Source organism: Halorussus caseinilyticus, from assembly GCF_029338395.1.
Lineage (GTDB): Archaea > Halobacteriota > Halobacteria > Halobacteriales > Haladaptataceae > Halorussus > Halorussus caseinilyticus.
In genome coordinates this window covers 362,065-377,285 of record NZ_CP119810.1, presented here as the reverse complement: position 1 = coordinate 377,285, position 15,221 = coordinate 362,065, and the positions used below count along the sequence as shown (strand labels likewise).

Genomic DNA, 15,221 nt, shown 5'->3' with positions numbered 1-15,221 from the left:
TTAGCGCCGGGGGGGAGATAAGGGGGCGTATACAGGAGACCGGAAGTGAAACTGATGTCGGTCGTAAGTCGAGCCTAACCCGCGCTCCGGCCGAGTCACCCGCCGTATTCGGACGTTACGAGCGTGAAAGCGGCGAAACGGTCGGTTTCGTTTATTCGCCGCGGGACCGACGGTTACGTCGGGAATGACACGAAACGCGACGCTCGGTGCGCTCGTCTTCACGCTCCTGTTGGTCACGACCGGTCTCTCGGGAGCGGTCGGAGCGAGCGAGACCGTCCAGAGCGGACCCGCGGAGGCCTCGGCCGCGCCGCTGGCCCGAGGGACCACCGCGACGCAGAGCCAGACCGCCAACGAGTCGGCGACCATCTCCTTCGGCGACCAGTCCTCGAACGGGTCGGCAGTCACCGTCGAGTCGGCCAACCTCTCGGCGGGCGGGTACGTCGTCGTCTTCGCCCAGAACGGCACCGCCCTCGGCAACACGTCGTACCTCGAACCGGGGACCCACGAGAACCTCACCGTCTCGCTCGGCACGCCAATCGGTCGCTCGCAAGTGCTGATTGCGGCACCGCACCTCGACACCGACGGCGACCGGACTTTCGACTTCAACGCGACGCAGGCGCAGGCCGCGGGCGCCCAGAACGCCACCGACAGGCCCTACCTCCAACCGAACGGCCTGCCGGTCAACGCCGTCGGGTTCGTCACCGTCGGGAACGCGTCCCGTCAGGGAACCGCGACGGAGTAGAATCGACGTTCGGCGGGCGCGCCCCGTCGGTTGGTCGGCCGGGCGCGTCCGCGAGTCCGGTAAGGATTACTGTTCGACTCCCGACTCTTCGACCATGAAGTTACTGCCCGAGGAGACCCGACGGTTCGTCAGCGCGATGGTGCCAGACCGCGACGACACCCTCCGGGAGATGGAGACCCACGGCGAGGAAATCGGCTTCCCGACGGTCGGTCCCGAAGTCGGCGGCTTCCTCCGAGTCGTCGCCCGGATGGTCGGGGCCGAGCGAATCTTCGAGTTCGGGTCGGGGTTCGGCTACTCGGCCTACTGGTTCGCCGGGGCGCTCCCCGACGACGGTGAAATCGTCCTGACCGAACACGACCCCGACGAACTCGACGACGCCCGCGAATACCTCGAACGCGGCGGGTACGCCGACCGCGCCGTCTTCGAGGACGGAGACGCCCTCGAAACCGTCGAACGCCACGACGGTCCCTTCGACGTGGTGCTAATCGACTGCCACAAGGACGGCTACCCCGACGCCTTCGACGCGGTGCGCGAGAAGGTGGCCGAGGGTGGCGTCGTCGTCGCCGACAACGCGATGGAGAGCGGGATTCAGGACTTCGAGACGATACTGGAGATTCTCGAAGACGGCGACCCCGACGACGTGGACGACCAGACGCGGGGCATCGCCGACTACCTGCTGGCGGTCCGCGACGACCCGGACTTCGAGACGGTGGCGATTCCACTCGGCGAAGGAATCGCGGTAAGTTACCGAACGTAACTCGGGTCGAAACCAAGTTCCAATTACAGAATAAGGAAATTTTATAACTTAGCGTGACATAGTGTATCGCAGTACGAGCGATGGCGAGAGACAGTTCCGGCAAAGTAAACTGCGAATCCGCGTTTATCGACTTCCTGAGCCTCTTGAACGAACTCAAGGCCACAGGGTGTAACCTCTTGGTCGTCGGAGACGCTCGTCCGGAACTGTTCGCCCGCGCGAGCGCGAACCTGTTCGGCGACCCCGAAGCGGTTCGCTACCGTCTGCTAGCGGCGACGGATGCGAGTCCCCAGAGTATCGCCGAGCGACTGCCCGACCCCGACGAGGCACCGCGTCCACTGGCCGAGACGACGAGACTCGTCAACCACGCGGTCACGCCGCGGTCGGTCGCGTCGGCCTCCGGGTCCGACGCTATCGGTCTCGCCGGTATTCCCGAGACGCGAGTCGCCGACTCGGAACTCGAAGGGCTACAGTCCGCGCTCGTGGACGGAATCGAGGAGTTCGCGCGCCGCACGGACGGTTTCCGCCCCGGCGAGTTGCGCATCGGCATCGACTCGCTCGGCATCCTGTTCGACCACTCCGGCGAGGACGTGGTGCGGAGATGCCTCCAGACGGTCGGCGGGCGAGTCTACGACCACAACGCGATGGCTCACTACCTCCTGAACGACGACTACGACAGCGAGCGAGTGCAGGCGCTCGTGGACGACGTGGACGCCGTTATCGAACTCCGGTCGGTCAATCCCGTCAACCACGACCACGACGCCGAACAGCGGTGGCGCGTTCCGAACCGGAACTTGGCGACCGATTGGGTTCGGCTCTGAAACGAAACTGACCCCGGTCTTTTAAACGCTGGAGTTCCTCGACTATCTACGGTCCACTCCGTCCGGAACCATAGAGCATGCATCCCGAGTTCGACTCACTGACCGCCACCGACGGAATCGAGATACTCGACCCCATCGAGTCCCGGCGGTTCACGCTCCAGACCTCCTCGCCGGTAGCTCCGTCTCGGGCGACCACCGACGAGTTTCCGTATCCGGTGGACATCGCCTGTGAGATTCGGACCGGCGAACTCGCGCTGTCGTACACGGTCCCGATAGACGTTCGCTCGCCCGACGGGACCCACCGCGACTCCATCAGTCCGCCGACGGACCGCGAGTTTCCGCCCGGCGAGTACCTGCTGGACCTCCACGCGCCCATCAAACTCTACGTCCGGGTCGCCGGTTCGCTGGCGATAACCGCCGACGCGGACGGCGTGACCGTCGAGTTCGGCGGGGAGACCGCGGTCCGAATCGGCGCGCGGTCGTATCACTCTTCTCCGGCGGAGACTATCACGGTGCCCGAGGACCCGAGAGCGATGATGAAAGCGGTGACGGCGTTCTCCTCGACGCTCAAGACCACTTCGCCCGAGCGGTCGTGGCCCACCCTGCGGGGTCATCCCCCGCGGGTCGAACTCGGCGACGAACTGGTGATTCCCGAGCGACTGGAACCCCCCGACACCGGCGTCTCCCTCCGGGTCCCACCGGAGTACGGCAGTATCTACGCCGTCGCACCGCTCGCCTACTATCTCGGGGCAGACGTGATGCCGAGCGAGACGGCGCGTCTCACCGCCGATAGCGGGATAGTGCGGCACCTCGGCGACGACCCGACCGAAGTCTCGAAGACCGCCGGGGACATCCTGAAACGCGTTCTCCTGCTCGACTGCGTGACTCGGACCGAGGGCTACTATCCGGTCGAACTCCACGAGCGGAAGGTCATCGAATCGCGGGCAGACCTCGACTTCTCCGGACTCTACGACGCCTCCCTCGACGAGCGACTGGCGGCGTACCTCTCGGTATCGGACGAAGCAGTCGCCTCGATTGTACCGACGTGGCATCGCGTCACCCACGTTCAACCGAACGCGTCGGCGGTCGAACTCATCCCCTACGTCGTCAGAAACCTCTCGCTCGTCCGGGTCGAGACGCCTTGCGAGGAGGCGTGGACGCCGACCGAGAGTCAGTGCGCGACCGAGGACGCCCTCGAGTCGTTCGTGCGCCGGAGCGAACTTGCAGACGGCGACGACTTCCTCCGGTCGGCCAATACTCGCGGACCGCGCTCGCCCGCGGAGGACGCGGCGGGCGAGCGCGGAATCCCCGGCGCGGGCGAGTACGTCCCGCTTCCGGGGGTGGACGCGCTGGAACAGGCCTACGTCGGCGACAAGACGCCCGAACGCGGCTCGAAACTGCTCGCCGAGGCGTTCGAGAACGAAGACCCCGAACAGAGCGAGGGCGTCATCGAAATCTCGGTGGTGTGCAACGACGACGAGATGCGCGCGGAGTTGGAAGCCGTCTCGAAGATTTACGGCTGTCGGGACGACGTGTACGTGGACGTAGACCGCCGGTTCGACGTTTCGACTGACGACCTCAGAGACCTGTTGGCCGCGGACCACGACGTGTTCCACTTCATCGGCCACATCGACGGCCGCGGATTCGAGTGTCCTGACGGCGTTCTCGACGCGAAGACGGTCGAAGAGACCGGGGCGACCGCGGTGCTTCTCAACGGGTGTCGCTCCCACGACCAAGGTGTCGCGCTCGTCGAGGCGGGGGCGAACGCCGCCGTCGTCAGTCTCGGGGACGTGGGGAACAACGGCGCGGTGGAAGTCGGCGAGACGCTCGCAAAACTACTCCACCACGGCTTCAGCGTCGGCTACTCGATGGAAATCGTTCGCCAATACACTACTATCGGGCGGGACTATCTGGTTCTCGGCGACCCCGGAGTCACGATAACGCAAACCGAGTCCGGAATGCCGTCGATGTACCACGTCTTTCCCGATGCCTCCGACGACGACGGGACGATGAAAGTCGAGTTCTACGCCTATCCCAACCGGAAGTTCAACGCAGGAGCGGTCATCGAATCGTACTTGCCCGGTATCGACGGCATGTTCTTCGGTGTCGGAGCGTGCGGCGACACCGAACTCTCTCGCGGCGTGTTTCGGGAACGTCTAAACGGACGGACGAGACCGCTAATCGTGGACGAAAAACTAGTGTGGAGTGACGACTGGTTCGAGGACCTCTAAGGTCCGACGACGCCGCCGTTGTCGGCGGCGACCTGTCCCGTCTGCGCGAGTAGGAGAACGAGCGCCCAGAGAGCGCCCATCAGTTTCGGATTCTGTGCGAGCCAACTTCGGAAGTCGGGTTTCTGTGCCATCGCAATCACTTTTATTTCCTCTGTCATTATCTAATTTTCTAAATGTTATAGACAATAAATATATAATAAAAAGGGTTTATAGTACGGCCAGTATAAATATTACGTATTAAATTCTATCTATTTGTCAATTATGCCGGCGTCGAACTTTCAAATAGTCAAATTTCGAACCTGACCAGTTATCGCGGTCGAACGCCACCGATAGTTTCGGTTGGCGCGTCACCGTGGGTATAAGTTCTGGTTCGTCGTGGCCTACGGACGCCACCCCCACAGACGACCGAGGGTCGCCGGTACGTGGTTCGCCTCGCGCGTGGCGTACCTCTCGGACTCCCGCACGCACATCCACGGACCCGAGCGAGTCGGTCGTGCTGTACGGTAGCCTTCGTCGAGTCGAGGTTACGCGCCGCGATGCCCGCGGCGCGTCTGGCGGGGCGAGCGACGACCGTTTCGGTCGTCGCTCGCTTGAAACCGGCCGTCCGCGCTCAGCAGACGTGGCCGCCGCCGTCCACCCACACCGTCTCGCCGGTGACGTACGAGGCGTCGTCGCTCGCCAGAAAGAGGTAGGTCCCGGCCAGTTCCTCGGGGTCGGCGGCCCGCAGGGGAAGGTCCGGCGTCTCGCCGTCGGGTCCCATCTCCTCGGCTTCCTCCGACCAGCCTTCGCGGATTTCGGTGGCGACCGGTCCGGGCGCGACGGCGTTGACCCGCACGTCCTCGGTGGCGAGTTCGAGAGCCGCGCTCCGGGTTATCATCCGAATCGCGCCCTTCGTCGCGGCGTAGTGGGAGTGGTCCCACGCCGCCCGGCCCTGCGTGTCCGAGGCGGTGTTGACCACGACGCCGGGGTCGCCCCGGTCTATCATGTCGTTGGCGGCGATTTGCGTGCCGAAGAAGGTCCCGCGGGCGTTCACGGCGTGGACCTCCTCGAACTCCTCGGGCGTCACCTCGCGGAACCGCCGTTTGGTGTAGACGCCCGCGTTGTTCACCATCACGTCCACGCCTCCCCAGTCGCGGGCCGCCTCGATTACGGCCCGAATCCGGTCGGGGTCGGCCACGTCGGTTTCGACGTACTCGGCCCGGCCGCCCGCCGCGCGTATCTTCTCGTGAGTCGGCGTCGATTCGCCCGCGGCCTTCGGGTCCTCACGAACGTCGGCGTTTACCACCGTCGCGCCCGCGTCCCCGAACGCGAGTGCGACGGCGCGTCCGATGCCCGCGCTCGCGCCCGTGACGATTACCGTCGAGTCGGCGAAGTCGGGATTCAGCGTTGCCATCTCGTTCGCGTCGTCGCGCCGAAGGGCCGTAACCGCACCGACCTCCCGTCACATCGCCCAGTTCGCAATCCACGCCACGACGCCCATCGCGACCATGGCGATGCCGACCGCGGAGGTGGCGGGTTCTGGGAAGAAAAAGAGGGCGACGCCGACGAGCAGGAAGGTTCCGATGAGACCTTCGCTGAGCCACGAGTCGTCGTCTTCGTCGGCGTCGGTGGTCGCGGTGTCGGTCCTCGGGGTCTCGTCGGTCGCTTCGTCGGTATACTGGTCGCGCGTGGGTTCGTCCCCGTGGACCTTCTCGTACGTGTCGTCGTACTCGTCGTCGGTGTAGGGGTCGTTCGTCACGTAGGGAAACAGGGTTCTCACGCGGTTAGGACCTGTGGCCGATTGGGTCCGGGTTCGGCGTCCTCCGAGCGCGGGGAAGCATTTTACCCCTTCGACACCGGTCTACCGGTATGTACCTCGCCGACCAGACGTGGCCGGAACTGGGCGACTACGTGGCCGAAGAGTCGCTTGCAGTCGTCCCCCTCGGTTCGACCGAACAGCACGGTCCTCACCTCCCGCTCTCGACCGACCACCGAATCGCGGAGGGTCTCGCCCGCGAAGCGGCCGACCGGACGGGCTACCTCTGCACGCCGACCGTCAACGTCGGCGTGAGCGTCCACCACAAGCAGTTCCACGGCACGATGTGGACCGACGCGCCCGAGTTCCGCGACTACGTGGAGAGTTTCTCCCGGAACCTCGCGTACCACGGCATCGACCGCATCGTCTTCGTCAACGCCCACGGGGGCAACCAGACCCACCTCCGGGAGGTCGGCCGCCGCCTCCGCGAGGACCGGGTGGCCTACGCCGTCGAGTGGATGTGGGACGAGTCCATCCCGGACCTCGTGGACGACCTCTTCGAGACCAACGGACCCCACGGAGGACCCAAAGAGACCGCGATGATGATGCACTTGGACCCCGAGAACGTCCGGACCGACAGACTGGAAGACGCCCGCGACGGCGGTCTGGTGGACTGGGCCAACAGCGACGACGCCTCCGTCCACGGCGCGCGAAACTTCTACGACGCCATCGACAACACCGACAACGGCGTGTTGGGCGACCAGACCGACGCCACGCCCGAGAAGGGCGCGAGACTCTTCGACGCCGCCAGCGAGCAGTTGGCCCGCCTGCTGGAGTGGCTGGACGACCGGCGCTTCGAGGACCTGATGGCGAAACCGCACGTGGACCCGCAACCGGGGAGTCGGCGGTAGGGACCGCTCTACGGGCGGACGCTCGGTGAGACGACCCACCGAAGACGGTCGGCCAACCAACCGCCAGTGAGGGCGCTCGACCAACCGCCAGCGAACGCCCGGCCCACCGACCGACAGGGTGGGATAAAGGGGCCGCCCGCTCGCGTTTATCTTGGTCGCCTCAGTGACCCCTATTCGAGCGCCGAACGAAGTGAGGCGCGAGAATATGTCACTGAGCGACCGCGAGCGGGCGGGGGCTTTCGAGGCGTTCGTCACCACGATTCCGGCGGTCGCTGTCGCGTTCCAACGAGACGTAACGAGTCGTCCCGAAGGGCAGTTACCTCGACGTAACCTCGTTTCACGCAGGTTAGCAAACGTATAATTCAGTCGCGGCCCACGCTTGGAACACGATGTCTGACTGCCTCGACGACGACGCCCCGCCGAGTGCGAAACTGGTCGTAAAAGTACTCGAATACAGCGACGACCCGCTGACTCAACAGCAGATTGCCACCCGAACGCGACTCTCTCCGCGGACGGTCCGGAGTTCCATCAAGCGCCTCAAAGACCGCGGGGTACTCGAAGAACGCGTCTACATCCCCGACGCGCGCAAGCAACTGTACGTTCTCACCGACTCCATCGAGGAGTGTCTACAGGCGGGCGACCGGACGGCCGAGAGCGCCGAAGCGGTCTAACCCGGTCGTCGCGGAACTCTTCTGTTCTCCCCGGACGTAGCGATACAATCTTTACAGCAACCTTTCCAATTTTTTAATATATACATGAGTGGTTTAGAGAAAGAATTTTGTTTGCCTAACGCTCGCTAGTCGTCCGCCGAGGGGTACTCGCGGCCGAGGTCCACGTCCGCGAGCGACGGGTCGCCGTCCGTCTCGTGGGTTCCGACCGGCGGGCGGTTGACCTCCGCGGCGGACTCGTCCGCCGCGGAGGTCCCCGTTTCGAGTTCGGTCATCTCGCCGTCGGCGTCTCGGGCGTCTCGGTCGATGCGCATCGAGCAGAACTCGACGCCGCACATCGAGCAAAAGCGCGCTTCCTTGTAGTTGTCGCCGGGGAGCGTCTGGTCGTGGTACGACCGGGCGCGCTCGGGGTCCAACGCGAGTTCGAACTGGCGCTCCCAGTCGAAGTCGTAGCGGGCCTCCGAGAGGGCGTCGTCCCAGTCGCGGGCACCCTCCCGGCCGTCGGCTACGTCGGCGGCGTGGGCCGCGATGCGGTAGGCGGCGAGTCCCTCGCGCACGTCCTCGGCGTCGGGCAGGCCGAGGTGTTCTTTGGGCGTGACGTAGCAGAGCATCGCCGCGCCCGCGCGGGCCGCCTCCGTCGCGCCGATGGCGCTGGTGATGTGGTCGTAGCCCGGCGCTACGTCGGTCACGAGGGGACCGAGGACGTAGAACGGCGCGCCGTCGCAGACCTCCTGCTGGCGTTCGACCTGCCCCGAAATCTGGTCCATCGGGACGTGGCCCGGTCCCTCGACCATGACTTGTACGCCGTGGTCCCACGCGGTCCGGGTCAACTCGCCGAGCGTCTCCAGTTCGGCGAACTGGGCGTCGTCGCCCGCGTCGGCGAGACACCCCGGCCGGAGACCGTCGCCGAGGCTGAAGGTCACGTCGTACTCCGCGAATATCTCGCAGATGGCCTCGAACGCGGCGTACAGCGGGTTTTGCGTGCCGTTCTCTTCCATCCACTGGGCCAGAATCGACCCGCCGCGCGAGACGATGCCGGTCTTTCGGCCGTCGGTCAGCGGCAGGTGTTCGGCGAGGACCCCGGCGTGGACGGTCATGTAATCGACGCCTTGGGCGGCCTGCTTCTCGATGACCTCCAACAGGAGGTCGGTGGTGATGTCCTCGACGCTCTCGGCGCGCTTGACCGCCTCGTAGACGGGCACCGTGCCGACGGGAACCGGCGAGTGTTCGACGTTGGTCTCTCGAACCCGGTCCAACTCCCCGCCGGTGCTGAGGTCCATCACGGTGTCTGCGCCGTAGTGAACCGCGGCGTGCAACTTCTCTAACTCCGCTTCGACGCCGCCTGCCTCGTCGCTGTTGCCGATGTTGGCGTTGACCTTCGTGGCGAACTCCCGGCCGATGACCATCGGGTCGAGTCGGTCGTGTTCGACGTTCGCGGGAATCACGGCCTGCCCGTCTGCGACCTGCTGGCGGACGAAATCGGGGTCTACCTGCTCGCGTTCGGCGACCCGTTCCATCGCGTCTGTCACCGTACCCTCTCGGGCGCGCTGTAACTGCGTCACGAATTACTAGGTTATACCACTAGATAATAAAATCGCCGGTCGGCCGGAAGTCGGCTACCCGACCGGCGCACCCGAAACGGGCGACAGCTTCAATGGCGATGCTGTGGAAGTGGCGTCAATGGCTACCCCGCGTCGATGGCGGTTCGTCCACGGCCAGACCGCGTGGATGCTCGCGACAGTCGTCGTCCTCGCGGCCCTCGACGCTCTCACGGCCCGCGTCTTTCTGGTCGCGTCACTGGTGGGCTTTCTCGTGATGATGGAGTTCACCGCTCCCTTCGACGTGACTCCGGCGTGGCGCAGGCGACTCAAGTGGTTCGTTCTGTTCGGTCTGCTCGTCTTCGCCTACTTGCTCGGCAAGCGCGTCCTCGCGCTCCTGCCGGAAGGAGGGTTCCCGTGAACCCCTCGGACCTCGACTGGTCGGACCTCGACTGGCCGCGGGTCGTCCTCGCGGCCCTCGTCGTCGCAGTCGTCGCCGCGGGCGCGACTGCGGCCACCACCTCGGACGCTCCGCTCGGCGCGTACAACTACGGGTGGGACGGCGCGTCGGCGCTCCGAACTCAGGCCGAAGCGGGCGGGACCGACCCGCAAGTGGCCCGGAACGCGGAGGCGTACCGCGCCGCGGACCCGGCCGAAACCGTGGCCGTCGTTCTCTCGCCCGACGAGTCGTACCGACCGACCGAAGTCGCGCCCGTCGTCGAGTTCGTCGCTCGCGGCGGCACCCTCGTCGTCGCGGCCGACTCCGGCCCTCACGCCGACGACTTGCTGGCGGCCGTGGGCGCTGACGCCCGCATCGACGGCGCGCCGGTCCGGGACGACCGGTACAACTACCGGACGCCCTCGCTTCCGGTGGCGACCAACGCCTCCGACCGCCGACTCGCCCGCGGCGTCTCGTCGCTCGCGCTGAACTACGGGACCGTCGTGGAACCGAACGGCGCGACGGTGCTGGTCAACACCTCCGAGTACGCCTACCTCGACCGCAACCGCAACGAGACCTTAGACCCCTCCGAGACGCCCGAGCGCCGCCCGGTGGCGACGGTCGAACGCGTCGGAGAGGGCCGGGTAGTGGTCGTGAGCGACCCGAGCGTCTTCGTCAACGCGATGATGGACCGGTCGGACAACCGCGCGTTCGCCCGGAACCTCCTCGGGACCGCCGACCGCGTTCTTCTGGACTACTCTCACTCGGCCGGGGTGCCGCCGCTGGTCGCGGCGACCCTCGCTTTGCGCGGGTCGCCACTCGCCCAAATCGGTCTCGGCGCGCTCGCGCTTGCTCTCGTCGGCGTCTGGTCGCGGCCGGAACTCCTGACGCGAGTCTCGACGCGCCTGCGCCGACCCGCCGCGGCGGACCGCGGCGAGTCGGCGTCCGAAACCGCGCCATCCGCGACCACCTCGCTCGCGCTCTCGACCGAGGAAGTCGTCGCGGCCGTCCGACGCCGACAGCCCGACTGGAGTGACGACCGAATTCGCAGAGTCGCCCGGCGAATCGACCGAATCGAGGGCGGTCGGTCCGGGCGAAAAGCGGGCACATCCGAGCGAGAGGGTGGCGAAACCGAGCGAGAGGCGCGCGAGAAATAACCCGTTACCGGCAAAAGACGTATCATCGGCCGTCCCGACACACTTGGCCGAATGACTGACCCCGCGGAACTCTACGAGGCGGTCGCCGACGAGACCGGTCGCGTCCTCGTGGGGAACGACGAAGCCGTCGAATTGCTGACTATCGCGCTTCTGACCGGCGGCCACGTCATCCTCGAAGGCGTTCCGGGCGTCGCCAAGACCACCATCGCTCGCCTGTTCGCCCGCACCATCGACTTGGAGTACAACCGGATTCAGATGATGCCCGACGTGCTTCCGGCCGACGTGACCGGGACCCACGTCTACCGGGAGACGACCGGTGAGTTCGAACTCCAGCGCGGTCCCGTCTTCGCCAACGTCGTGATGGTGGACGAAATCAACCGCGCGACCCCGAAGACCCAATCCGCCCTGCTCGAAGCCATGCAGGAACAGCAGGTCACCATCGAAGGCGACACTCACAACCTCCCGACGCCGTTTCTCGTCGTCGCCACCCAGAACCCCATCGAGATGGAAGGCACCTTCGAGTTGCCGAAAGCCCAGCGCGACCGGTTCCAGTTCAAACTCACCGTGGACATCCCGGACCGCGAGGAGGAACGAGCAATCTTAGACCGGTTCGACCGCGACCACGACCTTTCGCCCGACGACGTGGAACCGGTCGTCTCGGTCCGAGAACTGCAATCTGCCGCGGATACGGTTCGGGACGTTCACGTCGCCGAGTCGGTCCGCGAGTACGTCTTGGACGTGGTGGCCGCGACCCGAGAGAGTTCGCAGGTCGCCTACGGCGCGTCCCCACGGGCGACGCTGGCTTTCCTCCACGCGAGCAAGGCGCGGGCCGCCATCCACGGCCGCGACTACGTGATTCCCGACGACGTGAAGGCGCTGGCCGAACCCGTGCTGGTCCACCGCCTCGTCCTCGAAACCGACACCGAACTCGCGGACGTATCTCCGGCGGGCGTCGTCGGCGACGTGATGGACGACGTGGAACCGCCGGGCGGCGAGGCGGCGGTCGAACTCGCGGACCGGGCCAGTACCGACGCCACGGACTGACGGGTTCCGTCTCCGCACGTCTCTCACGACCGCCAGCGACACGTCACCAGATAGTCGTAGTCGGCATCGGCGGCATCGGCGTCGGTCTCCGACGCCGATGCCGCCGATGACGAGACCGATTCGGTCTCGACCGCTACGGGGCGGTCGAGACCCCGCGCGAGTCCGACCCCGAGGAACGACTGAATCGGGTGGTCGAAGCGGTCCACGCGTCCGAACGCGCTTCCGGTGACGCCCACCGTGACGCGCCGGTCGTCCGGGTCGGCGTCGAGTCGGTCCGCGAGTTCGAACTGCTCGGCCGCGCCGTCGGCGAGTTGGTCGGCCAGCGTCTCGGGGTCCTCGGCCAGCGACCCCGACAGTGCGCGCTCGAACTCCGCGACCAGTGCGAGACCGGCCGGTTCGAGGGTCACGCCGCGTTGCCTGTCGTCGCTCGTCACGAACGTTCGGGCGAGCGACTCGTCGTCGGGCAACTCGTAGTCGTCGCGCCGAGGCACGAACACCCGTTCGTCGCGGCTTGCGCGCTCGGGGGCCGGGACGTAGACCGTCTCGTCGGCCAGACCCAGTTCGGCGCGAATCGCGGTCCCGTTCTCGGCGAGGGCGGCGTAGACGCTCTCGCCGACGCTCGCGGGGAGGAACCGCTCGGGTGTGAGGTAGTAGGTCAGCACGCCAGCGAACAGGCCCGTGCCGCCGAGCGCGAACAGCACGTCCCTGCTGGCCGGGAGCGCGAGACCAGCGACCACCGCGAGCGCGCCGACCGCGAACAGGCCGAGGGCGGTCCGGCGGTGGCGCGCCCGCTTCGACCGGGCGTACTCGCGCCGGAGTTTGTCGTTCTCTTCCTCCAGCACGGCCACTCGCGCCCGGAGTCGCTCGGTCTCGGTCACGGCGTCGTCGCCCGAGCGGTCGGTGCCCGGAGACCCCGGCGAGTCGGCGTCGGCGGTCTGGGACCGCGAGGAACTCCGGCGACTCACGGGTCGGCCTCCACGAGGTCCAGCGCCACGAGTTCGTAGCGGTGGAGCGCGTAACTCACCAGTGCCACCGCGAGAGCTACCGCCAGCGCCGCGGGCCAGAGGTCGCCGGTCACGTCGCGGACGCCAGCGCCGACGCCGACCAACCCGGCGCTGGCCACGAGGAACGCGCCGACGGTCCGGAGCGTGGCGTTCCGGCCCACCGGCACCGCGAGTAGGGCAAACAGTCCGGCCTGCGCCGTCCCGACCGCCGCGGCGGTCGGAGACGGCGCGAGCGCGGCGAACAGAATCTGGCCCAACGCGAAGGCGTAGACGGGTCCCGCGAGCGCCCACGCGAGGACGAGCGCACCCGACGCGAGCGGCGCGGCGAGTCCGCCGGACGCGAGACCCCCGGCGACACCGCCGCCTGCCGCGACACCGCCGTTCATCGTCCCGATGCTCACGGCCAGCGCGCCCGCGGCGACGAGCGTGGCGACCCCGCTGGCGGGCGTTCGATGCTCGGACGCGGAGTCGCGGGTCGTCGGCTCTGTGCGCGCCGGGTCGCGGTTCGTGGATTCGTGGCTCGTGGATTCTCCGGACATGGTTACGTTTTGGGTCGGCGTCGTCGCTCGTCGAGGACGGCATCTACTCGGTTGCCCGGTGCGACTTCGAGGGCCGACACGCGGTCGAGGCGTTCGAGTCGGCGGCGGAACTCCTCGAACTCGACGTACCGGGCGTACGCCCGCTCGAAGTCGGCCAACCCTCCCGACTCGAAGAGGACGCCCGGCGCGAGAAACACCAGCACGCGGCCCCCGCCGCGGTGTAGAAGTTTGACCGTTTCCAGCGTCTCGGCGAGGTCGGCGTCGTCGGTCAACAGCACGCTCGAGTCGGCGTTCCGGAACCGAGAGTCGGCGACGCGAACCGTCTCGACCAGCGGCCGGTCGTCGAGTTGTGAGGCGTAGTCGTCGGCGCTCTCGACGTAGGGCCGGAGCGTGGCCGCGAAGTCGTCGGTGCCCGTGAGGTCCTCGGCCATCCGCCGGGCGGTCGCTGGCGTCACCGTCTGTTTCTGATTTCGCTCCGGGCCGCGGTCGGTCCCGGTCGGGGACGCCTCCCGAATCGCCCGGCGAACCTCGTCGTAGCGGTCCTCCTTCGCGCCGGGCCGGAGTAGCTCTGTCGCGCCTCCGTCGCCGACCGCGTAGAGACCCACGGGGTCGTCCCGGTCGTGGGCGTCCCGCGCGACGGCCAGCGCGACCTGCCGGAGGTAGTCGAGTTTGGTCGCGCCCTCGGGTCCGTCGCCGAGGGAGGCCCGGTGGTCGAAGACGATTGCGGTCGAGTTGGTGGTCTCGGTCTCGTACTCCCGGACGTAGGGTTCGCCCATCCGCGCGGTGGTCTTCCAGTCGATTTCGCTCGCGGGGTCGCCCGTGACGTACTTGCGGAGTTCCGCGAATTCGAGACCGCTCCCGCGTCGGCGCTCGCTCTGGCCGCCGTAGGCCGCGACGACTTGCTCGCCGCCCTCGCCGACGTGGAGGTCCCGCGGCCGTCGCGGTTCGACCGCGACGGTCCGGCCGGTGCCGTGGGTGAACCGCTGGCTGAACAGACCCGACGGGTCCGAGACGGTGACGCTCGGCGGGTCGAAGGCGTGGTCCCCGGCGACCTGCGCCTCGTAGGTATCGGTCCGTTCGGCCGCTATTTCGCCCGGCGGGAGCGTGACCGCCGGACCCCCGACCCGCGGGCGTTCGGACGCCGACTTTCCGGCGTCCGAACGCCCGATGTCGGAGTGCCCCGCGACCGAACGCCCCGTACCGGAGCGCCGCATCGACACCGGCGGTCGCTGTTCGACTCGGAGCGCCAGCGCCGACGGCCAAGCGAGTCGAACCCGGAACGACACGGGAATCGGTCGGCGGACGAGTGCCGCGGGTCGCTCGGTCTCCTGTTCGACACGGAGCGCCGAGCGAGTCGCGGCCGCGGCCCGGACGAAGGCGTACTGGCGCGACACCAACCACGCGCCGACACCTGCCGCTCCGACGACGAGTACGGGTCGTTCGAGGGCGACGGCCGAGAACGCGAGCAACGCGCCGACGACGGCCACCCCCCAGTAGCGCCGCTCTGCTCGCACGCCGGTCCCTAACTCCGTCGTCACCTTTGAAGATACCGGTCGTTCGAGCGGTAATGGCGGCTTTTCGGTCTCGGAGCGTAGAGCGCCGCGCGTCTCGAAGGCCCCGACCGAGGACGGTCGTGGG

16 protein-coding genes are annotated in these 15,221 nt (G+C 67.2%); 9 read left to right on the top strand and 7 right to left on the bottom strand.

The window, feature by feature from the left end:
* The first annotated feature begins 184 nt into the window (after positions 1–184).
* The 4 genes from P2T60_RS19355 (at position 185) to P2T60_RS19340 (ending at position 4,548) form a co-directional block, all read left to right on the top strand.
* On the top strand, positions 185–742 hold the full coding sequence (locus P2T60_RS19355; RefSeq protein ID WP_276282404.1) for a DUF7282 domain-containing protein: 558 nt from the start codon (positions 185–187) through the stop codon (positions 740–742).
* 94 nt (positions 743–836) lie between these two features.
* Complete coding sequence (locus tag P2T60_RS19350) at positions 837–1,499, top strand: O-methyltransferase (RefSeq protein WP_276282403.1); 663 nt, start codon at positions 837–839, stop codon at positions 1,497–1,499.
* A gap of 80 nt (positions 1,500–1,579) precedes the next feature.
* Positions 1,580–2,317, top strand: a complete 738-nt coding sequence (locus P2T60_RS19345) for a DUF7504 family protein (protein ID WP_276282402.1) — start codon at positions 1,580–1,582, stop codon at positions 2,315–2,317.
* Between the two features lie 77 nt (positions 2,318–2,394).
* On the top strand, positions 2,395–4,548 hold the full coding sequence (locus P2T60_RS19340; protein ID WP_276282400.1) for a CHAT domain-containing protein: 2,154 nt from the start codon (positions 2,395–2,397) through the stop codon (positions 4,546–4,548).
* On the opposite strand, the gene P2T60_RS19335 is transcribed toward P2T60_RS19340, so the two are convergent.
* From P2T60_RS19335 to P2T60_RS19325, 3 genes are all read right to left on the bottom strand, one after another.
* Positions 4,545–4,706: a DUF7503 family protein gene (locus tag P2T60_RS19335; protein WP_276282399.1), complete on the bottom strand. Its 162-nt coding sequence runs from the start codon at positions 4,704–4,706 to the stop codon at positions 4,545–4,547. The genes P2T60_RS19340 and P2T60_RS19335 overlap by 4 nt on opposite strands.
* 452 nt (positions 4,707–5,158) lie before the next feature.
* Positions 5,159–5,941, bottom strand: a complete 783-nt coding sequence (locus tag P2T60_RS19330) for an SDR family NAD(P)-dependent oxidoreductase (protein WP_276282398.1) — start codon at positions 5,939–5,941, stop codon at positions 5,159–5,161.
* Positions 5,942–5,989: 48 nt separating this feature from the next.
* A complete protein-coding gene (locus P2T60_RS19325) occupies positions 5,990–6,286 on the bottom strand; it encodes a hypothetical protein (protein ID WP_276282397.1) in 297 nt (98 codons plus the stop codon).
* 110 nt (positions 6,287–6,396) lie between these two features.
* Here P2T60_RS19325 and P2T60_RS19320 point away from each other — a divergent pair, with 110 nt between their 5' ends.
* Together P2T60_RS19320 and P2T60_RS19315 are read left to right on the top strand one after the other, a co-directional pair.
* Positions 6,397–7,194, top strand: coding sequence for a creatininase family protein (locus P2T60_RS19320; RefSeq protein WP_276282396.1), 798 nt, complete (start codon positions 6,397–6,399; stop codon positions 7,192–7,194).
* Positions 7,195–7,583: 389 nt separating this feature from the next.
* Positions 7,584–7,865, top strand: a complete 282-nt coding sequence (locus P2T60_RS19315; RefSeq protein ID WP_276282395.1) for a winged helix-turn-helix transcriptional regulator — start codon at positions 7,584–7,586, stop codon at positions 7,863–7,865.
* Positions 7,866–7,990: 125 nt separating this feature from the next.
* Here P2T60_RS19315 and thiC read toward each other — a convergent pair whose 3' ends face one another.
* Positions 7,991–9,424, bottom strand: a complete 1,434-nt coding sequence (thiC, locus tag P2T60_RS19310) for a phosphomethylpyrimidine synthase ThiC (RefSeq protein WP_276282394.1) — start codon at positions 9,422–9,424, stop codon at positions 7,991–7,993.
* A gap of 118 nt (positions 9,425–9,542) precedes the next feature.
* On the opposite strand from thiC, the gene P2T60_RS19305 reads away from it, so the two are divergent.
* Genes P2T60_RS19305 through P2T60_RS19295 form a run of 3 tightly spaced genes read left to right on the top strand, consistent with a single transcriptional unit; the run spans position 9,543 to position 12,040 of the window.
* Positions 9,543–9,821, top strand: a complete 279-nt coding sequence (locus P2T60_RS19305; RefSeq protein ID WP_276282393.1) for a DUF8044 family membrane protein — start codon at positions 9,543–9,545, stop codon at positions 9,819–9,821.
* Positions 9,818–10,996, top strand: a complete 1,179-nt coding sequence (locus P2T60_RS19300) for a DUF4350 domain-containing protein (RefSeq protein WP_276282392.1) — start codon at positions 9,818–9,820, stop codon at positions 10,994–10,996. Before P2T60_RS19305 ends, P2T60_RS19300 begins: the two co-directional genes overlap by 4 nt.
* A gap of 51 nt (positions 10,997–11,047) precedes the next feature.
* Positions 11,048–12,040: an AAA family ATPase gene (locus P2T60_RS19295; protein ID WP_276282391.1), complete on the top strand. Its 993-nt coding sequence runs from the start codon at positions 11,048–11,050 to the stop codon at positions 12,038–12,040.
* Positions 12,041–12,063: 23 nt separating this feature from the next.
* On the opposite strand, the gene P2T60_RS19290 is transcribed toward P2T60_RS19295, so the two are convergent.
* The 3 genes from P2T60_RS19290 to P2T60_RS19280 are packed head-to-tail and all read right to left on the bottom strand — an operon-like array spanning position 12,064 to position 15,121.
* A complete protein-coding gene (locus P2T60_RS19290; RefSeq protein ID WP_276282390.1) occupies positions 12,064–13,005 on the bottom strand; it encodes a DUF7982 domain-containing protein in 942 nt (313 codons plus the stop codon).
* Positions 13,002–13,583, bottom strand: coding sequence for a DUF8163 family membrane protein (locus tag P2T60_RS19285; protein WP_276282389.1), 582 nt, complete (start codon positions 13,581–13,583; stop codon positions 13,002–13,004). The genes P2T60_RS19290 and P2T60_RS19285 overlap by 4 nt, the downstream gene beginning before the upstream one ends.
* A gap of 2 nt (positions 13,584–13,585) precedes the next feature.
* Positions 13,586–15,121: a DUF58 domain-containing protein gene (locus P2T60_RS19280; RefSeq protein ID WP_276282388.1), complete on the bottom strand. Its 1,536-nt coding sequence runs from the start codon at positions 15,119–15,121 to the stop codon at positions 13,586–13,588.
* Between the last annotated feature and the right edge of the window lie 100 nt (positions 15,122–15,221).